Source organism: Paenibacillus sp. NPDC058367, from assembly GCF_042723305.1.
In the GTDB taxonomy this organism is placed as follows: Bacteria; Bacillota; Bacilli; order Paenibacillales; family Paenibacillaceae; genus Paenibacillus_AQ.
In genome coordinates this window covers 159,764-176,928 of sequence record NZ_JBHXIZ010000007.1, presented here as the reverse complement: position 1 = coordinate 176,928, position 17,165 = coordinate 159,764, and the positions used below count along the sequence as shown (strand labels likewise).

Below are 17,165 nucleotides of genomic sequence, written 5' to 3'. Positions count from 1 at the left end.
ATCATGGAGGACAAGAAGAATAATCACAATCATCAGATTGAGCATGTAGACGGGCAACACTCCGATCACGATCACAGCGATCACAATCACTCCCATGCAGGACATGATCATTCCCATGGGCCTCACGGTCATCATCATTTTGATCCTAGCGGAAACAAAAAAGGACTAATGATTGCATTAATAATTACAGTAGGAATTATGTTTTTGGAGTTTTTTGGCGGACTGGTCACTAACAGCTTAGCGCTGCTATCGGACAGTGGGCATATGCTAAACGATGCAAGCTCCTTAGCATTAAGCCTAGTAGCGGTCTGGTTTGCAACTAAACCTGCATCTCCCAATAAAACATATGGATTTCATCGGTTTGAAATTCTAGCGGCACTATTGAATGGGGTCACCTTATTTGTAGTTGCTGGGTTTATCATCGTGGAGGCTTATGGCCGATTCTTCGAGCCGCCTACGGTTGCAAGTGGTTCTATGATGCTGATCGCATGTATAGGTCTTTTAGCCAATGTTGCTAGTGCTTGGTCTCTTATGAGAAAAGGAGATGTAAAGAATAACATTAACCTTCGCAGCGCTTATCTTCATGTGCTTGGCGATGCTTTAGGCTCGGTAGGGGCTATTATTGCAGGTTTAGTTATGATGATTTTTGGCTGGTATATTGCTGACCCGATTATAAGCGTACTAGTTGCTCTATTAATTCTTAGAGGTGCTTGGGGAATCATCAAACATACCGTTCATGTTCTTATGGAAGGTACACCGATTACAGTGAATCCATCTGAGGTGAAGGCAGTTCTTGAGAATATCGAGGGCGTTATAAATGTTCATGATCTTCATATTTGGACAATTACCTCGGGTCTTGATTCACTAAGCTGCCATCTCTTAATCAAAGATCAGGAAGATGATCAACGTATTTTGCAGCAAGCCATTCAGTTAATAGCGGAACGCTTCAAAATCCAGCATACTACTATTCAAATTGAGACATCGGTGATATCCCATGAAGTGATGAAAGTCTAATTATATTTTATATTTTGAATAGATTAGGGGGGCTATAGTATAATAAAACTATATGGAAAGGAGTGATTGGTGCATGGAAGATCATACGCACGAGCACGAATCATGTAGCACGGGTGAACGAAAAAGTCATCACTCTGAGAAGACTAAAAAGAACCTGGTTAGCCGACTCAATAGAATTGAAGGACAAGTAAGAGGGCTAAAGGGATTAATTGAGAAGGACACCTATTGTGATGATGTGCTGCATCAAATCTCTTCGGTCCAATCTGCTTTGAACGGCGTAGGAAAGCTTTTGTTAGAACATCATATGAAGAGCTGTGTCGTAGAACGAATTCAAGATGGTGAAAATGAAGTGTTAGATGAGTTATTAATTACCATCAATAAATTAATCAAATAATTGATAATAGAAAGGATTCGTTGGAATCCTTTTTTTATTTAAATTCATGTATAGTATAGGGGGGTATACTAATGTTGTTAGAAAATATAATGAAGGAGGACGACCCATATGAACGTAGAGGTATTTACAACACCGACTTGTGAGGATTGCAGAAATTTTAAAAAGTTCTTGAATGAGCATCATATTCCATTTACTGAATTTAATATTGCAGATCATCCTGACCATGCAGATACGTTATTTAATCGAACGGGAAAAAGATTGGTTCCTACCATTTTCATTAACAATCAGGTGTTTTTCGGATTTGTGTTCAATCGTCAAGAAATTGAGAAACAGCTGCATGTCTAATGTTCAGTTCGGACAATTTCTCTGAGCATGATAAGTTAGCTCACGATTGGGTATATATAGAGTAGGGGACTATACTAAATTACATCTTGAGAGGAGCTTTTATGATGTCACATCAAAACTACAAAGCGTGTATTGAAGAATGTTTAAAATGTATGGTGGCTTGTAATCACTGTTACTCATCTTGCTTGGAGGAAGATCATGTTGGAATGATGAAGGAATGCATTCGCCTGGATCGTGAATGTGCGGAAATATGCGGATTCACTGCACATGCCCTGTCGATGAACAGTAAATATGCCAAGGCCTTATGTTTAGCTTGTGCAGAGGCTTGTGAAGCCTGCGGCAACGAATGTAAAAAGCATGACCATGATCATTGCCAGCAATGTGCAGAAGCATGTTTTGCCTGTGCGAAAATCTGCCGTGAAATGGCCGCTTAACTCAGTAGGACTCTCTTCAGAGAGGACGGATTCATGAAGGAGTTTTCTCAGAAACAGGATTTCTGTTACTGAGAAAACTCCTTTTTAAGTATTTAGAGTATAGCTTGTCGCTTGACATATATAGGGTAGGGGGGTATACTAAAATCAAGAAGAGGATGATGCAAACAATGGAAATCATCACAAAAGTGGAAGAGGTGTTTATATAATGACTACTGCTGCGGCGGGACAATCGCAAACTTCATTACAAATCACAGGGATGACTTGTGCTGCTTGTGCGAACCGCATTGAAAAAGGCTTGAATAAACTAGAAGGTGTAAGTGAAGCCAACGTAAACTTTGCAATGGAAAGGGCTACAGTGACTTATGATCCGAACATAGTGGACGTTAGTAAGATGGAAGCAAGTATTCAGAAGCTTGGGTACAGCACAGCTAAAGAAGCTGTAGATTTACAGCTTGTAGGTATGACATGCGCTGCTTGTGCATTGAAAATTGAGAAGACTCTGAATAAGCTGCCTGGCGTAAGCACTGCCAGTGTGAACTTTGCGATGGAAACAGCACATGTCGAATATAATCCCGTTGAAGTTTCTGTATCTGACATGCAGAAGCGGGTGGAGAAGCTTGGATACAAGGCTGTTCCCAAACAAGAGCAAGGTGACCCAGCGGAACAGCGACAACAAGATTTATCCAAGCAAAAGCGTAAGCTGCTGATCTCTGCGATTCTATCGTTTCCACTGCTGTGGGCGATGGTGAGCCACTTTTCCTTCACTTCGTGGATATGGCTGCCTGATCTTTTTATGAATCCATGGTTCCAATTGATTTTGGCAACGCCGGTTCAATTTTATATCGGAAAACAATTTTACATCGGTGCTTATAAAGCGCTACGTAACGGCAGTGCGAACATGGATGTTCTAGTTTCACTCGGGACCTCGGCGGCGTTTTTTTACAGCCTGTACTTAACAATCGTTTGGGCTGTCAATGGTGGGAGCGCGCATCATGGACCAGAAATGTATTATGAAACAAGTGCAGTATTGATTACGCTGGTTCTAATGGGTAAATTGTTCGAATCCTTGGCAAAAGGACGGACATCAGAAGCTATTAAATCCTTGATGGGCTTGCAGGCCAAGACAGCTTTAGTTGTCCGCGACGGTGAAGAATTAAGCATTCCTGTAGAGGAAGTTATTACTGGTGATATAGTACTTGTTCGTCCAGGGAATAAAGTACCTGTGGATGGTGAAGTTCTGGAAGGGATCTCTTCGGTAGATGAATCCATGCTGACCGGAGAAAGCCTCCCTGTTGAAAAGAAAGCCGGAGATTCCGTCATTGGAGCGACGATTAATAAAAACGGCATGCTTCGAATTAAGGCAACAAAAGTAGGTAAGGAAACTGCTCTTGCGCAGATCATCAAAGTGGTAGAAGAAGCGCAAGGCTCGAAAGCTCCGATTCAACGGGTCGCTGATGTCATCTCCGGTATCTTCGTTCCAATCGTTGTTGGGATTGCCGTTATTGCATTCTTAGTGTGGTACTTTATCGTAACACCGGGTGATTTTGCAGGAGCTTTGGAAAAAGCAATCGCCATTCTGGTTATCGCTTGCCCTTGTGCTTTGGGTCTGGCTACGCCAACCTCCATTATGGCTGGTTCCGGACGTGCAGCTGAACTGGGAATCCTGTTCAAAGGCGGGGAGCATTTAGAGCAAACACATAAAATTGATACGATTATCTTGGACAAAACAGGTACAGTAACAAAGGGCAAACCTGAGCTTACCGATATTTTGGTTGAAGGCAACGAGACAGAATTTCTTAGACTGGTGGGTGCAGCTGAGAAGAATTCAGAGCATCCACTTGCAGAAGCTATTGTCACAGGTATCTTGGAAAGAAATATTGAATTGCCAGGGACAGAATCATTTGAAGCCATACCGGGTTTTGGAATCAAGGCTGTCGTGGAAGGCAAAGAGCTGTTAATTGGTACTCGGCGTCTCATGGACAAATACGGTGTAGAGGCAAGTCATGCTTATAACATCATGTCTACTTTAGAAGAATCCGGTAAAACAGCAATGCTTGTGGCTATAAATAAAGGGTACGTGGGTATGGTAGCTGTTGCGGACACCATTAAAGAAACCTCTCAGGCTGCTGTCAGTCGCTTGAAAGGAATGGGAATCCAGGTCATCATGATTACCGGAGATAACGAACGTACGGCAAAGGCGATTGCAGCTCAAGTTGGCATTGACCATGTACGCGCTGAAGTGCTTCCAGAAGGAAAAGCGGAGGAAGTGAAAAAATTACAAGCGCAAGGCAAGATAGTAGCCATGGTTGGTGATGGTATTAATGATGCTCCAGCTCTCGCAACTGCAGATATTGGGATGGCCATTGGTACCGGTACGGACGTGGCTATGGAAGCTGCGGATGTTACTTTAATGCGAGGCGATCTATCCAGTATTCCCGACGCTATCTACATGAGTCGTAAAACTATGACTAATATTAAACAAAATCTATTCTGGGCACTTGGCTACAACTCACTTGGCATTCCGATTGCAGCACTTGGTTTCTTGGCTCCGTGGGTAGCGGGTGCGGCAATGGCTCTCAGTTCGGTTTCCGTTGTTCTTAATGCACTTCGTCTGCAACGTGTGAAGATCCGTAACTAAATCACTAGAGGAATGAGGACGGAGATAAGGATATGGGAGAGATCACAAAAATCGCAGTTGCACCTCCAATTCAAGTGGGGGGAAGCCTGTTTACACCAGAGCAGCTTGCTACAATAGGAGCAATTCTAGGAACGAATGCAAAAATTGAAATGACATCTTTTAAACAGCTTTATTTGGAGGTGCCTCTTGAACAACGTGAAGTGATTGTGGAGCAACTTGAGCGTATAGGATTAGAAGTATATTCAGCGGGTTTTGTCACGAAAAGCCTGATTGCTTGTAATTTTTGTAAAGGGGCTGAGGAAGCAGGTCTGGCAGTTGCACAGAAATTAAATCAGTCCATCGCAGGGATTGAAACACCTATGCCACTGAAGATTGGTTATGCGGGCTGTGCACTCGGAACCAGCGAGCCTCTGTTGAAAGACATTAGCGTTGTGAAAATGCGTAATACCTATGAGATTTTTGTGGGTGGAGAACCAAAAGGGCTTAAGACTTCAATCGCTCAATCCCTTAGATCAGGGCTAAGTGAAGATCAACTTATTCCAGTGATTCTGTCATTGATTAACTACTATAAGGCCAACGCCAAAGGGAAAGAGAAATTCAGAAAGTTCATTGACCGGGTGACGATAGAATTGCTGCAACAAGTTGTTGCTGTGTAGGATAAGGTTTTAATTTTAAGAGGGGCTTCCTTTATAGGAGCTCCTCTTTTTAGTGTGATCTAAGAATAATGCTACGAAATGCAAAGTTTGTAAAATTAATAAACTATTTAAGTAAATAAAGTGTTAAAATTTATAAAAATAATACCTTTATTATCAAGATAAATAGATGCCATAGGGGATGGCATGGAAGATGCGATGATCATTATATAAACAGAATGAGAGGGAAGTTGACCAAATTATGATCAATCTTAGTTCAGAGCGACAACAGCAAGTTAGCTATATTGGGATTACTGAGGCTGATTTAAATGTATTGAAAAGTAAGGAGAAAGAATTCAAGCAAATCGTAAGCTCCCTTGTAGATGAATTGTATAAGCAGATGATAGAGGAACCTGAGCTACTCCACATCATTGAACAGCACAGTACGCTTGATCGATTGAAGGAAACGCAGCAGTGGTATTTTTTATCCATGGCATCGGGTGTGATTGATGAAGCATTTATTGAAAGACGACTGCTTATAGGTAAAATTCACTCGCGTATTGGTCTGACAACAAATTGGTATTTGGGCACTTACATATTATATTTGGATCTCGCTACAGCTTATTTTGAACGGATATTACCGACTGATTGGAAACCCGTCATTCATGCATTAACCAAGATGTTTAATCTGGATTCACAGTTGGTTCTGGAAGCCTACGAAGTCGATGAAAAAGCAAAAATAGAAAATTTATTAGAAAAGCAAAACCACTTGCTTACAGGTGTTAGTTCTGCGGTTCAAGAATTAGTATCCTTAATGGTTCAACTGAAAGATAGCAGTGAATCCATCGAGGAATTAGCTAGTAAGAATGCTGATTATCAAGAGAAAACACATCAAACTGTGTTATATCTTGACAAAGAGGTAGAGTCTATTCATCAAGTGGGTACAATGATTAGGGAGGTTGCTGATCATACGCATCTTTTGGGCTTAAACGCAGCCATTGAAGCGGCAAGAGCAGGGGAGTACGGTAGAGGCTTTGAAGTCGTCGCGAATGAAGTACGCAAGTTAGCTCGTCGCTCTAAAGATTCAATCGGAACGATTGATGAGAAGCTGAATAATATCAACTCCACACTGTCCAAGGTGAAAAAAGAATCGGAACACAATTCCATGTATTCTAGAGATCAGGTGAAGGGCTCTCAAGAACTGGCCTCCTTCGTGAATCTGATTGAAAAAGTGACCGTCGAGTTAGAAAACTTGAAATAATCAAGCATGTCCTCATATTGCGGATCGAATGTTATGTATTCATTTCTGGTACAAGGAGCGATGAGTGTGCCTGTAGATCATCATGAACAAGATGCAGAAAATTCATCTAGAAAGATTGTGGCAGGTTTATTTATGTCGCTGGATGGAGTGGTAAACTCGCTTGAAGCCTCACCTAAGAAGTGGGGGAGTAATGAAATGAATGAGACGATTGCTGCGGGTGTTGCACAGGCGGATACTGTATTGCTTGGAACACGTACTTACAAGATGTTAGCCCAGTTCTGGCAGCATCAGAGTGACGATCTACCCATGGCAAGATTCCTGAACCATTCTGACAAATATCTGGTCTCCAGTACGATTACGGAGGACATGCTCGAATGGCAACCTGCGAGCCTGATCAAGGGCAAGCTCTTCGAGGAAATAATGAAGCTAAAGCAACAGCCTGGAAAGAACATTCAGATCCCTGGTAGTCCGAAATTAGTCAGATCCCTATTACAAAATGGATTGTTAGATGAGCTTAGGCTTAATATCTGCCCCGTAGTCGTTGGCTCTGGCATGCGTCTTTTTGACGAGATCACGAATCAAGTCCCACTTCATCTTGTGGACTCAAAAGCTTACAGTAACGGTGTAGTAGGCTTAACGTATCGCATATAATCTTTGAAATGAAACACTCCTTCAGAATATTCTGAGGAGTGTTTTTTTGTTTAACAGTGCGGTTTAGACGTCGGTTTTGGAAACACCGTTTAAGCTGGGAACATAATCGGCAGCTTTATCGATGTTTACCATCTGAGCCGCTTCATTAAAGTTATTGTTATTCTGTGCATTGTTTTTCTTACTTGGTTGATGTTTGCCTGGTTCACCTTTGGGACTGGCGTTATTTTTTGGCATGACATTCACCTCCATATTCTCCCCATAGTATGAGAAGGTAGTTTGAATTTTATGCCAGACCTTGACAGGGGGGGCTTCGATTGCATTAGAACGTTGGCAGATGCCAATGGCTGCTTTCGGTGCTTCTACCGCTTAGACCCCTTCCTCTAGGGATGCTGGGGCATCCCTTTTTTTGCTGGTCACAAGCTTGAAATTTGCGGTTTTTACCACAATGATTTTCGGTGTAAAGCTATAAATAATAAGATACACTTTATTCCAGTGATGCATATTACGTGGAAGGAGCTTTGCAAAATGAATAGTAACTTTATGTTAAGCATTATGCTGGGTGTCGCTGCAATTATTGTGCTGAGAAGACTAATGTCGGAACATAGGCCTATGGGAAAAAGAGCGTTTAGGATTATGCTGCCGATTCTATTCTTAAGCCCTGGCCTACTGCTGCTGCTAAACGGTCAGGTACATCTTCAACAGAATGAAACACTGCTGGCTATACTTGTAGGATTAGCTTTCTCGGTTCCGCTGATTATTACAACGGCTTATGAGAAAAGGGATGGCCGAATTTACACCAAGAGGAACATAGGTTTTCTCTACTTTTTCGTAGGGATCTTGATCTTGCGTGTTATTCTCAGAAGTTATCTTCTCCAGATTGAACCGCAAAATATGGCTGTGCTGCTGTTTATCGTCGCGTCGTCCTACATCATTCCATGGAGACTAGCCAGTTATCTGAAGTTTAAAAAGATGATTAAATCAGACGTTTCGATGGAATAACGATACTTGTTTTAACAAAGGATCCGCGGGTAGAATGCGGGTCTTTTCTTATGGGCAACTGGACCACGCAACTGGACAATTTATGAACCAACATAATTGCGGTACTTGGCTCGTAAAAGCGCAAAAGGTTTGTGGTTAAACCAGGGGTGGTTTTCGGTGAAAGGTCTGATAGGCTGTTGTAAGATTGACTTAAGAAAGAAACAAACTCGGCTATAGGATGATTTTCAGAAAAGGATGTGAGTGATATGGAATTGCACGCTTTACACATAGAAGGTGGCATTCCGGAACAGCAATATCTACATCTTTTGCTTTCAACTGATGCTGGTATGCGCAAACGGATTTCTAGCTTCTATAGAAGGGAAGATGCGGAGCGTTCGCTTGCAGGTATTTTCCTTGCCAAAACAGTGATTGCCGACAGAATTGGACAGCCGGTTAGACGCATCCAGTTCCAGGAAAACCCTTATGGTAAGCCAGAGGTTAGCGGACTGAACATTCATTTTAACATTAGTCACTCCGGTGATTGGGTCACATGTGCTCTCGACGAGCAGCCGATCGGAACGGATATTGAACAATGTCATTCCTTACCTCCCGCTATTGGAGATCTATGCTTCACGGAAGAAGAGAAAGTTTATCTGGCAGCAGATTCGCATGAATATCCTAATCGCTTCTACGAGCTATGGACCTTGAAGGAGAGCTATATCAAGGCTTTGGGGAAGGGGATGTCGATCCCTTTACAATCCTTTTCTATTCAAAAAAGTCAGGAAGAAAGCAGGTTCAAATGTTACATACAGAATCATTTACTGGAAGATTGGGCTTTTGAGACCTTTAATGACATAACTGGTTATCAATGTGCTGTTTGCTGCCATCCCAAGAGCATACCAGGGCAGTTGAAGTTGTGGAGTTTAAATGATTTTTACTATCCTAAGTTGGAGTTGGCGTAATGATGAATCATATAAAAGTGTTCTGTATTCCATACGCGGGCGGTTCTGCAGTCACTTATGAACGCTGGAAGAAGCGGATACCGGATAAGAATGATATGGATTTTATTCCGCTGGAACTAGCCGGAAGAGGTCGCAAGTCGAATCTTCCTTTTTATGAAAATATGGAAGAAGCCGTTGAAGATATGTATCAGAGTATCAGCTCTGAGTTGTATGAGCCCTATGCGATATTTGGGCATAGTATGGGCAGTCTGATCGCGTTTGAATTATGTCACAAGCTGCAAGAGAAGGGGCTGCCGGGGCCGGAGCATATTTTTTTCTCAGGTAGAAGATCTCCTTTTATCCCCTCGCCTAATCATAACTTTCATATGCTATCTGATGAGGAGTTTGTACAGGAAGTGCTCAACTACGGGGGGACCACTAGACAGGCGTTGGAGCATACAGAGCTTCGCGAGTTATTTCTCCCGATTCTACGAGCCGATTTTAAATTAGTCGAGACGTATCAACCTAGATTAGACCGACCCAAATTTTCAGCCAACATCAGTGCATTCGGAGGAAAAAGGGATGTCCAGGTTACACTTGAAGACCTTCAATCCTGGGGGGAGACGACTACGGGACAGTGCCGCACCAGTATTTTTCCGGGTAATCATTTCTTTATTAACGAATCGTTGGATGACGTCATTATGAAAATTTATATCGCCTTATATTTGGAGAGGATCTTCCGGGTTGCTATACCTGGGAAATAAAGGAGGTTTCAATTTCAATGTCGACAACACCCATTAATCAATTGTCCAAATCCTCTGATCCGGTATGGCTTGAACGGTATGAGGATGAGAATATGAAGCTAGATCTCTCATGGGGAAGTCCACTAAACAGCCAAGCAGTTAAGAATGAGGATTCTCTGGGCTATGTGGATTTCACATTTTCAAGTCGAACATTTACCGCTTTCCGTAAGTTGGCACATACACACGGATTTTCGATATATTCAGGGATAATGACCCTGTATGCGATGGTGTTATATCGGTATACTGGCGAGAAGAATTTCCTTATTAATTACGAATGCTCCACCGGTCATCATGAGATACAGCCGATCCCATGCGCGGTAGATTCGGGACAATCTTTTATAGAAGCCTGGGAACAAACTGAGAATCATGCGAGGGAGAATCCGCGGTATGCTGCTGAAGCTTTTATGGAGCGGACTGCAGAATGGATAAGAGAAACACGGTCGAACAGCTATGCTATAGGTCATTCTGCAATCTATGAGAGCAGGACATTATGTACATTCACTCCTTATGATCTGGCGCTGAATATCGTTGTAGGTGATAATGATCTATCGCTGCGCTTGATTTATAGCAAGACAGCCCTCCGCAGCGCTTCTATCCGCAGCCTGTCCCGTCATCTAAGCAGAATGGCGACTAATGCCATCCGGCAGCCATTTACCCCTATTGCTTCTATTGAAATGCTCTCCACCTTAGAAAAACGCCGCATTCTGATCGACTTCAATGCAACGGACACCCTTCTTCCAGTACAACAATCGATTCATGAGCTGTTTGAAGAGCAGGTCAAACTTGCAGCAGAACATCCGGCAATTGTTCACGAAGGCGGTCAAATTTCTTATCGTGATCTAGATGAACAAGCGAACCGATGGGCGAATTTTCTGGCAAGTGAGAAGCAGACGGGACGGGTGACCCGGATTGGCTTATTGATGGAGAGTAGTTCTGAGCACATAATTGCTTCCCTAGCGGTCCTTAAGAGCGGAGGTGCTTTTGTACCGATTCACGTTGGCTTACCTCAAGATCGAATCACTGATATCATCGAGAGTTCAGGGATTGAAACTCTACTGTCCTGTCAAAAACATGCATTAATGTGTGAGCAGCAGGCAGCAGTGACTGACCTGAAGAGCTGTGTATACTTCGATACTGGTAAACAAATGATTCGTACCGACAAAGGATTGGAGCTTGTAACGATATCATGGGAGAACATCAGCAGCAAGAAGCCGGAGCATGTGGGAAAGCTTGAGGATTTGGCTTATATTATTTTCACTTCGGGAACAACCGGTAAACCCAAAGGTGTAATGATTGAACACCGAGGGTTGGTTAATCTGGCAACGATGTATGCCTCTGAGTTCCCTCTGGATGTGCCCAAACGTGTAGTACAGTTCGCTAATGTATCGTTTGACGCATCTATTTGGGAATGGTTGCAGGCACTGACGTCGGGAGGAACACTTTATATCCCACCCCGGGACATCATCTATAATTTCATTCAATTTGAACGATATTTAAATGATTATGAAGTAAATACTGCAACACTTCCACCTGCTTATGCAGCATCCCTGCATCCTGAACGCATACATACGTTAAGACATCTTTTTGTAGTTGGCTCGGCTTCTACACCTGCTTTATTGGAACAGTGGGGGGAGCAAGTTCAATATATAAATGGCTATGGACCCACCGAATCATCTATCTGTGCAACCTATTGGAAGAAGCCGAAAGAGCTTGCGGCAAGCAAGCTCAAAGCGGTTCCTATCGGAAAACCGATCGCTAATTTCCAACTCTATATTATCGATCCTGATCAGAATCCACAGCCTATTGGCATTGCAGGGGAGCTGTGTATAGGAGGCATTGGATTAACTCGCGGTTACTTGAATTTGCCGGAAGTCACCAGAGAAAAATTGGTTCCACATCCTTTTCAATCTGGCGAGTGGATTTATAAGACAGGTGACCTTGCCAAATGGCTTCCTGACGGAAATGTAGAATATATCGGACGCATTGATCATCAGGTGAAGATTAGAGGTATCCGGATTGAGACCGAGGAGATTGAAACTGTGCTGCTGCAACATCCAGCTGTTAAGAATGCAGCCGTCCTCGATAAGAATAACGAAGTGGGTCAGAAATATCTTGCTGCATACTTAGTACTCGAAAGTAAAATTTCTACCTCTGAATTACAACAATATGTACTGAGTAAGCTTCCAGATTATATGCTCCCCCAGCAGTTCATCCAAGTGGATACGTCATTCCCCTTAAATGCTAGTGGGAAGATTGATCGGAAGAGGCTTATTCTTATAACAACTGAAATAAATGATAATAACCTATATATAGCTCCATCAAAACCACTAGAATTTGAGTTAACACTATTATGGCAGCAGGTGCTTAGAACAGATCGGATAGGCGTACAGGATGATTTTCTCCTATTAGGTGGCCATTCGTTGAAGGCTGCGGAGATCATAAGCGCTATTCTAGAGCATTATGAGATTCGCATCACCTTGGCTGACCTGCTCCGCTTAAAGAACATTCGTTCTTTGGCGTCTTTTATCGAGCAGAGCGACAAGACGATATCCACATCGATGGATAAGGTAGCTGAGCAAGCCTCTTATCCTGCTTCTTCAGCGCAGCAGAGGATTTATACACTCTCACAGGCTCACCCAGAGAGTACTCCTTACAACTTGCCAATGGCTATTGAGATCCATGGAGAGCTGGATTTAAGCAGACTCGAGATGGCTTTAAATGAGCTGATCCGCTGCCATGAGTCGCTCCGCACCTCTTTTAGCCTGGAGGAAGACGGTCTTCGGCAGAATGTGCATGAACAAGCAGTATTGAGTCTTAAGATCGCTGACACTCAACAATCTGCCGAGGAGACGATACAAGCTTTTATCGCTCCTTTTGATCTGCACCATGCTCCATTATTTCGGGCTTTATGGAAGGAGCTTGGACCCTCACGCGGGCTTCTATTAATGGATATTCATCATTCAGTCTGCGACGGGATATCCACCGGACTTCTACTGAGACAGCTTAATGCTATATACAATGGAGAGTTGGTCGCGACTCCTGCAAGAATACAGTATAAGGATTGCTCAAACTGGTTAGAGAAACAGCGGTGTATGGAGGACGGCAGAAGAGCAGAACAGTATTGGCTGAAATTATTCGAAGGGGAGCTGCCGATTCTGCAATTGCCCATCGATTACTCAGAAAGACCTTATTCCCAAACCGCAGGAGACCATTTGACACTACCCTTAACCCGAAAATTAGCTGACAAGGTGAAGGAAGCGGCAGGCCGCAGCGGAACAACACCCTATATGGTAATGTTAGGGGCCTTTCAGCTCTTATTATCCAGATACAGCGGTCAAGAGGACATGATCGTCGGTACGGTAAACAACGGAAGAAGTCATTCGGAGATGTCATCCGTTGTAGGAATGTTTGTGAATACCTTACCCTTACGGCTACGCCAATACGGTACACAAACGGGAAGAGAACTTCTGGAAGCAGTCAAGCAACAGGTACTGGCGGCTTCTGAACATAGCTTGTATCCCTTTGAGAAGCTGGTTGGGCAGCTAGAGTTCTCTCGCAGCCATGAACGGAATCCATTATTTGATATTTTGTTTTCGATGGAGAATCTGGAACTGCCAGACTTGCGTCTTGGAAGGTCCCAAGGCATTTCTTATCCATTCCAAGACCCTGTATCCCGGTTTAAGTTAGCTCTGATCGTAACGGAGCAAGGCAAAGAGCTCTCTTTGAAATGGGAGTACCTCACCTCCGCGTTCAAACAAGAGACGGTGGAGCGAATGAACGAGCATTACTTACAGCTATTGGAACAGCTGGTGACCAGACTGGATGACTCTATTTCAGAGTTCGAGATGATTACTATACCGGAGAGGGAGCAGCTTCTGAGCATCTTCAATACTGAATCCGTAGCGTTTCCTGAAGAAATAACAGCTTATGAATGGTTTATGTGCCAATCGGGGAAAACCCCGGAGCAGACCGCTGTGATCTGCGGCACGGAACGTTTGACATACCGAGAGCTAAATGAACAATCCAATCGCTTGGCAAGGGCACTAATAAGCAAAGGTCTGGGAAAAGACAGCATTGCCGCTGTGATGTCCCGTCCATCAGTGCATATGATTGCAGCAATCCTAGCCATTCTGAAGAGTGGAGCAGCTTATCTTCCTATTGATCCTGATTATCCAGCGGAGCGCATTTCTTATATGCTTCACAATAGTGGTGCAGAGATCCTGTTGACACAAAGCCAATTCCCAGCTCCAGATGATTATGCTATAGAAATGCTGGATATAGATCATATGGAATGGTGTCTGGATTACGGAGCCGAGGATTTGGAATCCTTGAGCGGACCGGATGATCTGGCTTATATCATCTATACCTCCGGGTCTACAGGGATGCCTAAAGGGGTTATGATAGAGCATCGCTCACTGGTCCAATTATGTCATTGGCATCACCGGGCTTTTGCACTAAATGAGCAGGACCGGACGACTCAGTTTGCCGGATTTGGATTCGATGCAGCGGCATGGGAGATCTTCCCCTCCCTTTTATGCGGAGCCGAGCTTCACCTCGTTCAGGAGAATCTTCGCAAAGATGTCCATCGATTAAATGAATATATGAATTTAAATGGAATTACGGTTAGTTTCCTGCCTACGCCGATCTGCGAGCCTTTTATGTCGCTTCAGAATCAATCCCTACGCTTACTACTAACTGGAGGAGATACTCTGAAGTCGTTTATTCCGCAACGTTATAAACTAGTTAACAATTACGGTCCAACAGAGCATACGGTTGTAGCCACTAGCTTTCAGGTAGAGGAGAGCAGCGGGAAGATCCCTATCGGTAAGCCCATTGATAATACCTCCATTTACATCATAGATCCTTATTTCAGATTACAGCCGGTAGGCGTGGAAGGTGAAATTGCTATCGCGGGTACAGGAATCGCTAGAGGTTATTTGCATAATGAAATGTTAACTAACCAGAAGTTTGTGGACGATCCTTTTCATCCCGGTAGAAAAATGTATCTAACCGGAGATCGGGGCCGTTGGCTGACAGATGGCAATGTTGAATATAAAGGGCGGTTAGACGATCAAATCAAAGTTCGTGGCTATCGGATTGAGCTTGGTGAGATTGAGGCGAAGCTGCTGCTTAACCCTGAGATTAGAGAAGCTGTGGTGATCAGTAAGAAGGGAAATAACGGGGGCAACGAATTATATGGATATTGTATCCCAGTTCACCCTGGTGTCGTTGAAGAATCGATCAGGGAGCAGTTAAGAGAACAATTGCCTGAATATATGGTTCCTGCACAGCTTGTCTTATTGGAGAGCTTACCGCTTACTCCTAACGGGAAAATAGACAAAAAGCAGCTTGCACAAAAGGTGACGGAAAAAGCTACGAATATGATTAAGTTACCACCTACGAATACCATGGAACGGATTCTTGTCGAAGTATGGAAAGATGTACTCGGTGAGACTGCGGGGATAGAAGATCACTTCTATAGCTTGGGTGGAGATTCGATCAAAGCCATTCAGGTGGCCTCTCGTTTACACAAATATGGCTTGCAACTGGATGTGAAGCACATTCTTCAGCAAAATACGATTCGCCGAATCGCACCGTTCGTGAGGACCAAATCTGTGCGGGGAGGAGATAAGGTGAAACTGGAGTCGGCTGTGCTAACACCAATCCAGAACTGGCTGTTTCAGAATCCAGAAAGGGTACGTCATCATTTCAACCAATCCGTGCTTCTCTTCCATCAAGAAGGCTTTAGCCCTGAATGCGTTGAACGGAGTTTTGATCTTCTGTCCAGTGTACATGAGGGTCTGCGAACCAAATTCAGAAGAACCACAGAAAGGCAGTTTGAGTTTGAGGCTATAATCCAAGATTCTATCATCGAAGGTGGATTTTCAGTAAATGTGTATGACATACGAGAAGAAGAACATCCCGAACAGAGGATGAGCGAAGAGGCGGATACGCTTCAAGCGGGATTAAATATAGAACATGGGCCACTTGTAAAGCTAGGGTTATTCAGAAGAACTGAGGGTGATTACCTTCTAATTGCTATTCATCACCTTATAGTAGATGGGGTGTCATGGAGAATCCTTCTTGAGGATTTCAGAAATATCTATACTCAGTTAATAACGGCAGAGCATGATACGAAAATTCAGCTTCCAGAATCGACTGATTCATTCTTCTATTGGGCGGAACAAATGAATCAGTACACTCAAAGCAAAGAGCTGCTTAAGGAGCTTGATTTCTGGAATAGAATCACCTCCTGGGAAGAAGAACCGCTGTATCCTGGTCTAACCTCCACCCATTTGGTTAACCAATCCAGCAGTGTTACCTTGCTATTTACCCGTGAACAGACGGAGGCGTTGCTGAAGGATACCCATCTCAGTTATAACACGGAAATTAACGATTTACTGCTGTGTGCAGTGAGCTTAGCGGTTAAAGATTGGATTGGACGCCGGGCCATCAAAATTACAATAGAAAGTCATGGACGCGAAGAATTGTTTGTTGATACGGATGTGACTAGAACAGTAGGATGGTTTACCTCTGTGTATCCATTGCTGCTGGAGCTTATCGATCCCGATGACATTGGAGACTCCATCAGACGAACTAAAGAAACGCTGAGGGCCGTGCCACATAATGGTATCGGATACGGTGTATTGAAATACTTGAGCACAGAGCATAGACAAGGACTTGGTGAGATATCGCCGCCAGTAATTAGCTTTAACTTTATGGGGCAAATGGATAACGAAAATGAGTTATTCAGTGTATCGAATCTCTATAGAGGACAGGAAGTGCACCCGGAATTTAACCATAATCATGCGATAGCCTTGGAAGGTGTAATCAGCGGCGGCTGCCTTGAAATGGTCTGTCACTATAATAGGGAAACCTTAGAACCAGCTGCAATACATGCATTCGCTGAGGCCTACAGACGTAGCTTACTGGCAATCATTGAGCATTGTCAGAACCGGAGAGAAGGGGAATTGACGCCGAGTGATTGCTCATCTGGTCAAATTGATTTTGAACTGCTTGGCGAGATCTTTGAATCCATCGGCAATTAAAAACGAATGTTTAGGGGTAGAGGCA

The 17,165-nt window shown here is 43.5% G+C and carries 13 protein-coding genes and 1 pseudogene; 13 read left to right on the top strand and 1 reads right to left on the bottom strand.

All coding sequences use genetic code 11. From position 1 onward, the window contains the following. Nucleotides 1-3: 3 nt before the first annotated feature. From ACFWMP_RS27665 to ACFWMP_RS27630, 8 genes are all read left to right on the top strand, one after another. The gene (locus ACFWMP_RS27665) at nt 4-1,014 is read left to right on the top strand and encodes a cation diffusion facilitator family transporter (protein WP_339243570.1); all 1,011 of its coding nucleotides are present in this window, start codon (nt 4-6) and stop codon (nt 1,012-1,014) included. 73 nt (nt 1,015-1,087) lie between these two features. Next, nucleotides 1,088-1,408: a metal-sensitive transcriptional regulator gene (locus ACFWMP_RS27660; protein WP_042131123.1), complete on the top strand. Its 321-nt coding sequence runs from the start codon at nt 1,088-1,090 to the stop codon at nt 1,406-1,408. Between the two features lie 108 nt (nt 1,409-1,516). After that, nucleotides 1,517-1,753, top strand: a complete 237-nt coding sequence (locus tag ACFWMP_RS27655; RefSeq protein WP_042192013.1) for a glutaredoxin family protein — start codon at nt 1,517-1,519, stop codon at nt 1,751-1,753. Nucleotides 1,754-1,857: 104 nt separating this feature from the next. After that, nucleotides 1,858-2,187, top strand: coding sequence for a four-helix bundle copper-binding protein (locus ACFWMP_RS27650; RefSeq protein WP_042192011.1), 330 nt, complete (start codon nt 1,858-1,860; stop codon nt 2,185-2,187). Between the two features lie 205 nt (nt 2,188-2,392). Continuing rightward, a complete protein-coding gene (locus ACFWMP_RS27645; RefSeq protein ID WP_042192009.1) occupies nt 2,393-4,825 on the top strand; it encodes a heavy metal translocating P-type ATPase in 2,433 nt (810 codons plus the stop codon). Nucleotides 4,826-4,857: 32 nt separating this feature from the next. Beyond that, nucleotides 4,858-5,481 carry an NAD(P)/FAD-dependent oxidoreductase gene (locus ACFWMP_RS27640; protein WP_042192007.1) on the top strand — a complete coding sequence of 208 codons (624 nt, stop codon included), beginning with the start codon at nt 4,858-4,860 and terminating at the stop codon, nt 5,479-5,481. 238 nt (nt 5,482-5,719) lie between these two features. Beyond that, a complete protein-coding gene (locus ACFWMP_RS27635) occupies nt 5,720-6,718 on the top strand; it encodes a globin-coupled sensor protein (RefSeq protein WP_042192005.1) in 999 nt (332 codons plus the stop codon). A gap of 33 nt (nt 6,719-6,751) precedes the next feature. Beyond that, a complete protein-coding gene (locus tag ACFWMP_RS27630) occupies nt 6,752-7,369 on the top strand; it encodes a dihydrofolate reductase family protein (RefSeq protein WP_339243566.1) in 618 nt (205 codons plus the stop codon). Between the two features lie 63 nt (nt 7,370-7,432). On the opposite strand, the gene ACFWMP_RS27625 is transcribed toward ACFWMP_RS27630, so the two are convergent. Further along, the gene (locus ACFWMP_RS27625; RefSeq protein ID WP_156113190.1) at nt 7,433-7,603 is read right to left on the bottom strand and encodes a hypothetical protein; all 171 of its coding nucleotides are present in this window, start codon (nt 7,601-7,603) and stop codon (nt 7,433-7,435) included. Nucleotides 7,604-7,894: 291 nt separating this feature from the next. Here ACFWMP_RS27625 and ACFWMP_RS27620 point away from each other — a divergent pair, with 291 nt between their 5' ends. The 5 genes and pseudogenes from ACFWMP_RS27620 (at nt 7,895) to ACFWMP_RS27605 (ending at nt 17,140) form a co-directional block, all read left to right on the top strand. Further along, the gene (locus tag ACFWMP_RS27620) at nt 7,895-8,368 is read left to right on the top strand and encodes a CcdC protein domain-containing protein (protein WP_042192000.1); all 474 of its coding nucleotides are present in this window, start codon (nt 7,895-7,897) and stop codon (nt 8,366-8,368) included. A 245-nt stretch (nt 8,369-8,613) separates the two neighbouring features. Further along, the gene (locus tag ACFWMP_RS27615) at nt 8,614-9,309 is read left to right on the top strand and encodes a 4'-phosphopantetheinyl transferase family protein (RefSeq protein ID WP_052404435.1); all 696 of its coding nucleotides are present in this window, start codon (nt 8,614-8,616) and stop codon (nt 9,307-9,309) included. Continuing rightward, nucleotides 9,309-10,052: a thioesterase II family protein gene (locus ACFWMP_RS27610; protein WP_379425429.1), complete on the top strand. Its 744-nt coding sequence runs from the start codon at nt 9,309-9,311 to the stop codon at nt 10,050-10,052. The genes ACFWMP_RS27615 and ACFWMP_RS27610 overlap by 1 nt, the downstream gene beginning before the upstream one ends. Before the next feature lie 17 nt (nt 10,053-10,069). Beyond that, nucleotides 10,070-12,331: pseudogene (locus tag ACFWMP_RS31510) on the top strand (non-ribosomal peptide synthetase); the annotation flags it as partial. After that, nucleotides 12,308-17,140, top strand: a complete 4,833-nt coding sequence (locus ACFWMP_RS27605; protein ID WP_483874829.1) for an amino acid adenylation domain-containing protein — start codon at nt 12,308-12,310, stop codon at nt 17,138-17,140. The pseudogene ACFWMP_RS31510 and the gene ACFWMP_RS27605, both read left to right, overlap by 24 nt. The last annotated feature ends 25 nt before the right edge of the window (nt 17,141-17,165 follow it).

Excerpts from the sequence above, each read along its gene's own strand:
- ACFWMP_RS27625 (WP_156113190.1), bottom strand. The coding sequence starts at position 7,603 with ATGCCAAAAAATAACGCCAGTCCCAAAGGTGAACCAGGCAAACATCAA.
- ACFWMP_RS27645 (WP_042192009.1), top strand. The coding sequence starts at position 2,393 with ATGACTACTGCTGCGGCGGGACAATCGCAAACTTCATTACAAATCACA.
- ACFWMP_RS27620 (WP_042192000.1), top strand. The coding sequence starts at position 7,895 with ATGAATAGTAACTTTATGTTAAGCATTATGCTGGGTGTCGCTGCAATT.
- ACFWMP_RS27665 (WP_339243570.1), top strand. The coding sequence starts at position 4 with ATGGAGGACAAGAAGAATAATCACAATCATCAGATTGAGCATGTAGAC.
- ACFWMP_RS27660 (WP_042131123.1), top strand. The coding sequence starts at position 1,088 with ATGGAAGATCATACGCACGAGCACGAATCATGTAGCACGGGTGAACGA.
- ACFWMP_RS27635 (WP_042192005.1), top strand. The coding sequence starts at position 5,720 with ATGATCAATCTTAGTTCAGAGCGACAACAGCAAGTTAGCTATATTGGG.
- ACFWMP_RS27640 (WP_042192007.1), top strand. The coding sequence starts at position 4,858 with ATGGGAGAGATCACAAAAATCGCAGTTGCACCTCCAATTCAAGTGGGG.
- ACFWMP_RS27615 (WP_052404435.1), top strand. The coding sequence starts at position 8,614 with ATGGAATTGCACGCTTTACACATAGAAGGTGGCATTCCGGAACAGCAA.
- ACFWMP_RS27655 (WP_042192013.1), top strand. The coding sequence starts at position 1,517 with ATGAACGTAGAGGTATTTACAACACCGACTTGTGAGGATTGCAGAAAT.
- ACFWMP_RS27630 (WP_339243566.1), top strand. The coding sequence starts at position 6,752 with ATGTATTCATTTCTGGTACAAGGAGCGATGAGTGTGCCTGTAGATCAT.
- ACFWMP_RS27650 (WP_042192011.1), top strand. The coding sequence starts at position 1,858 with ATGTCACATCAAAACTACAAAGCGTGTATTGAAGAATGTTTAAAATGT.
- ACFWMP_RS27610 (WP_379425429.1), top strand. The coding sequence starts at position 9,309 with ATGATGAATCATATAAAAGTGTTCTGTATTCCATACGCGGGCGGTTCT.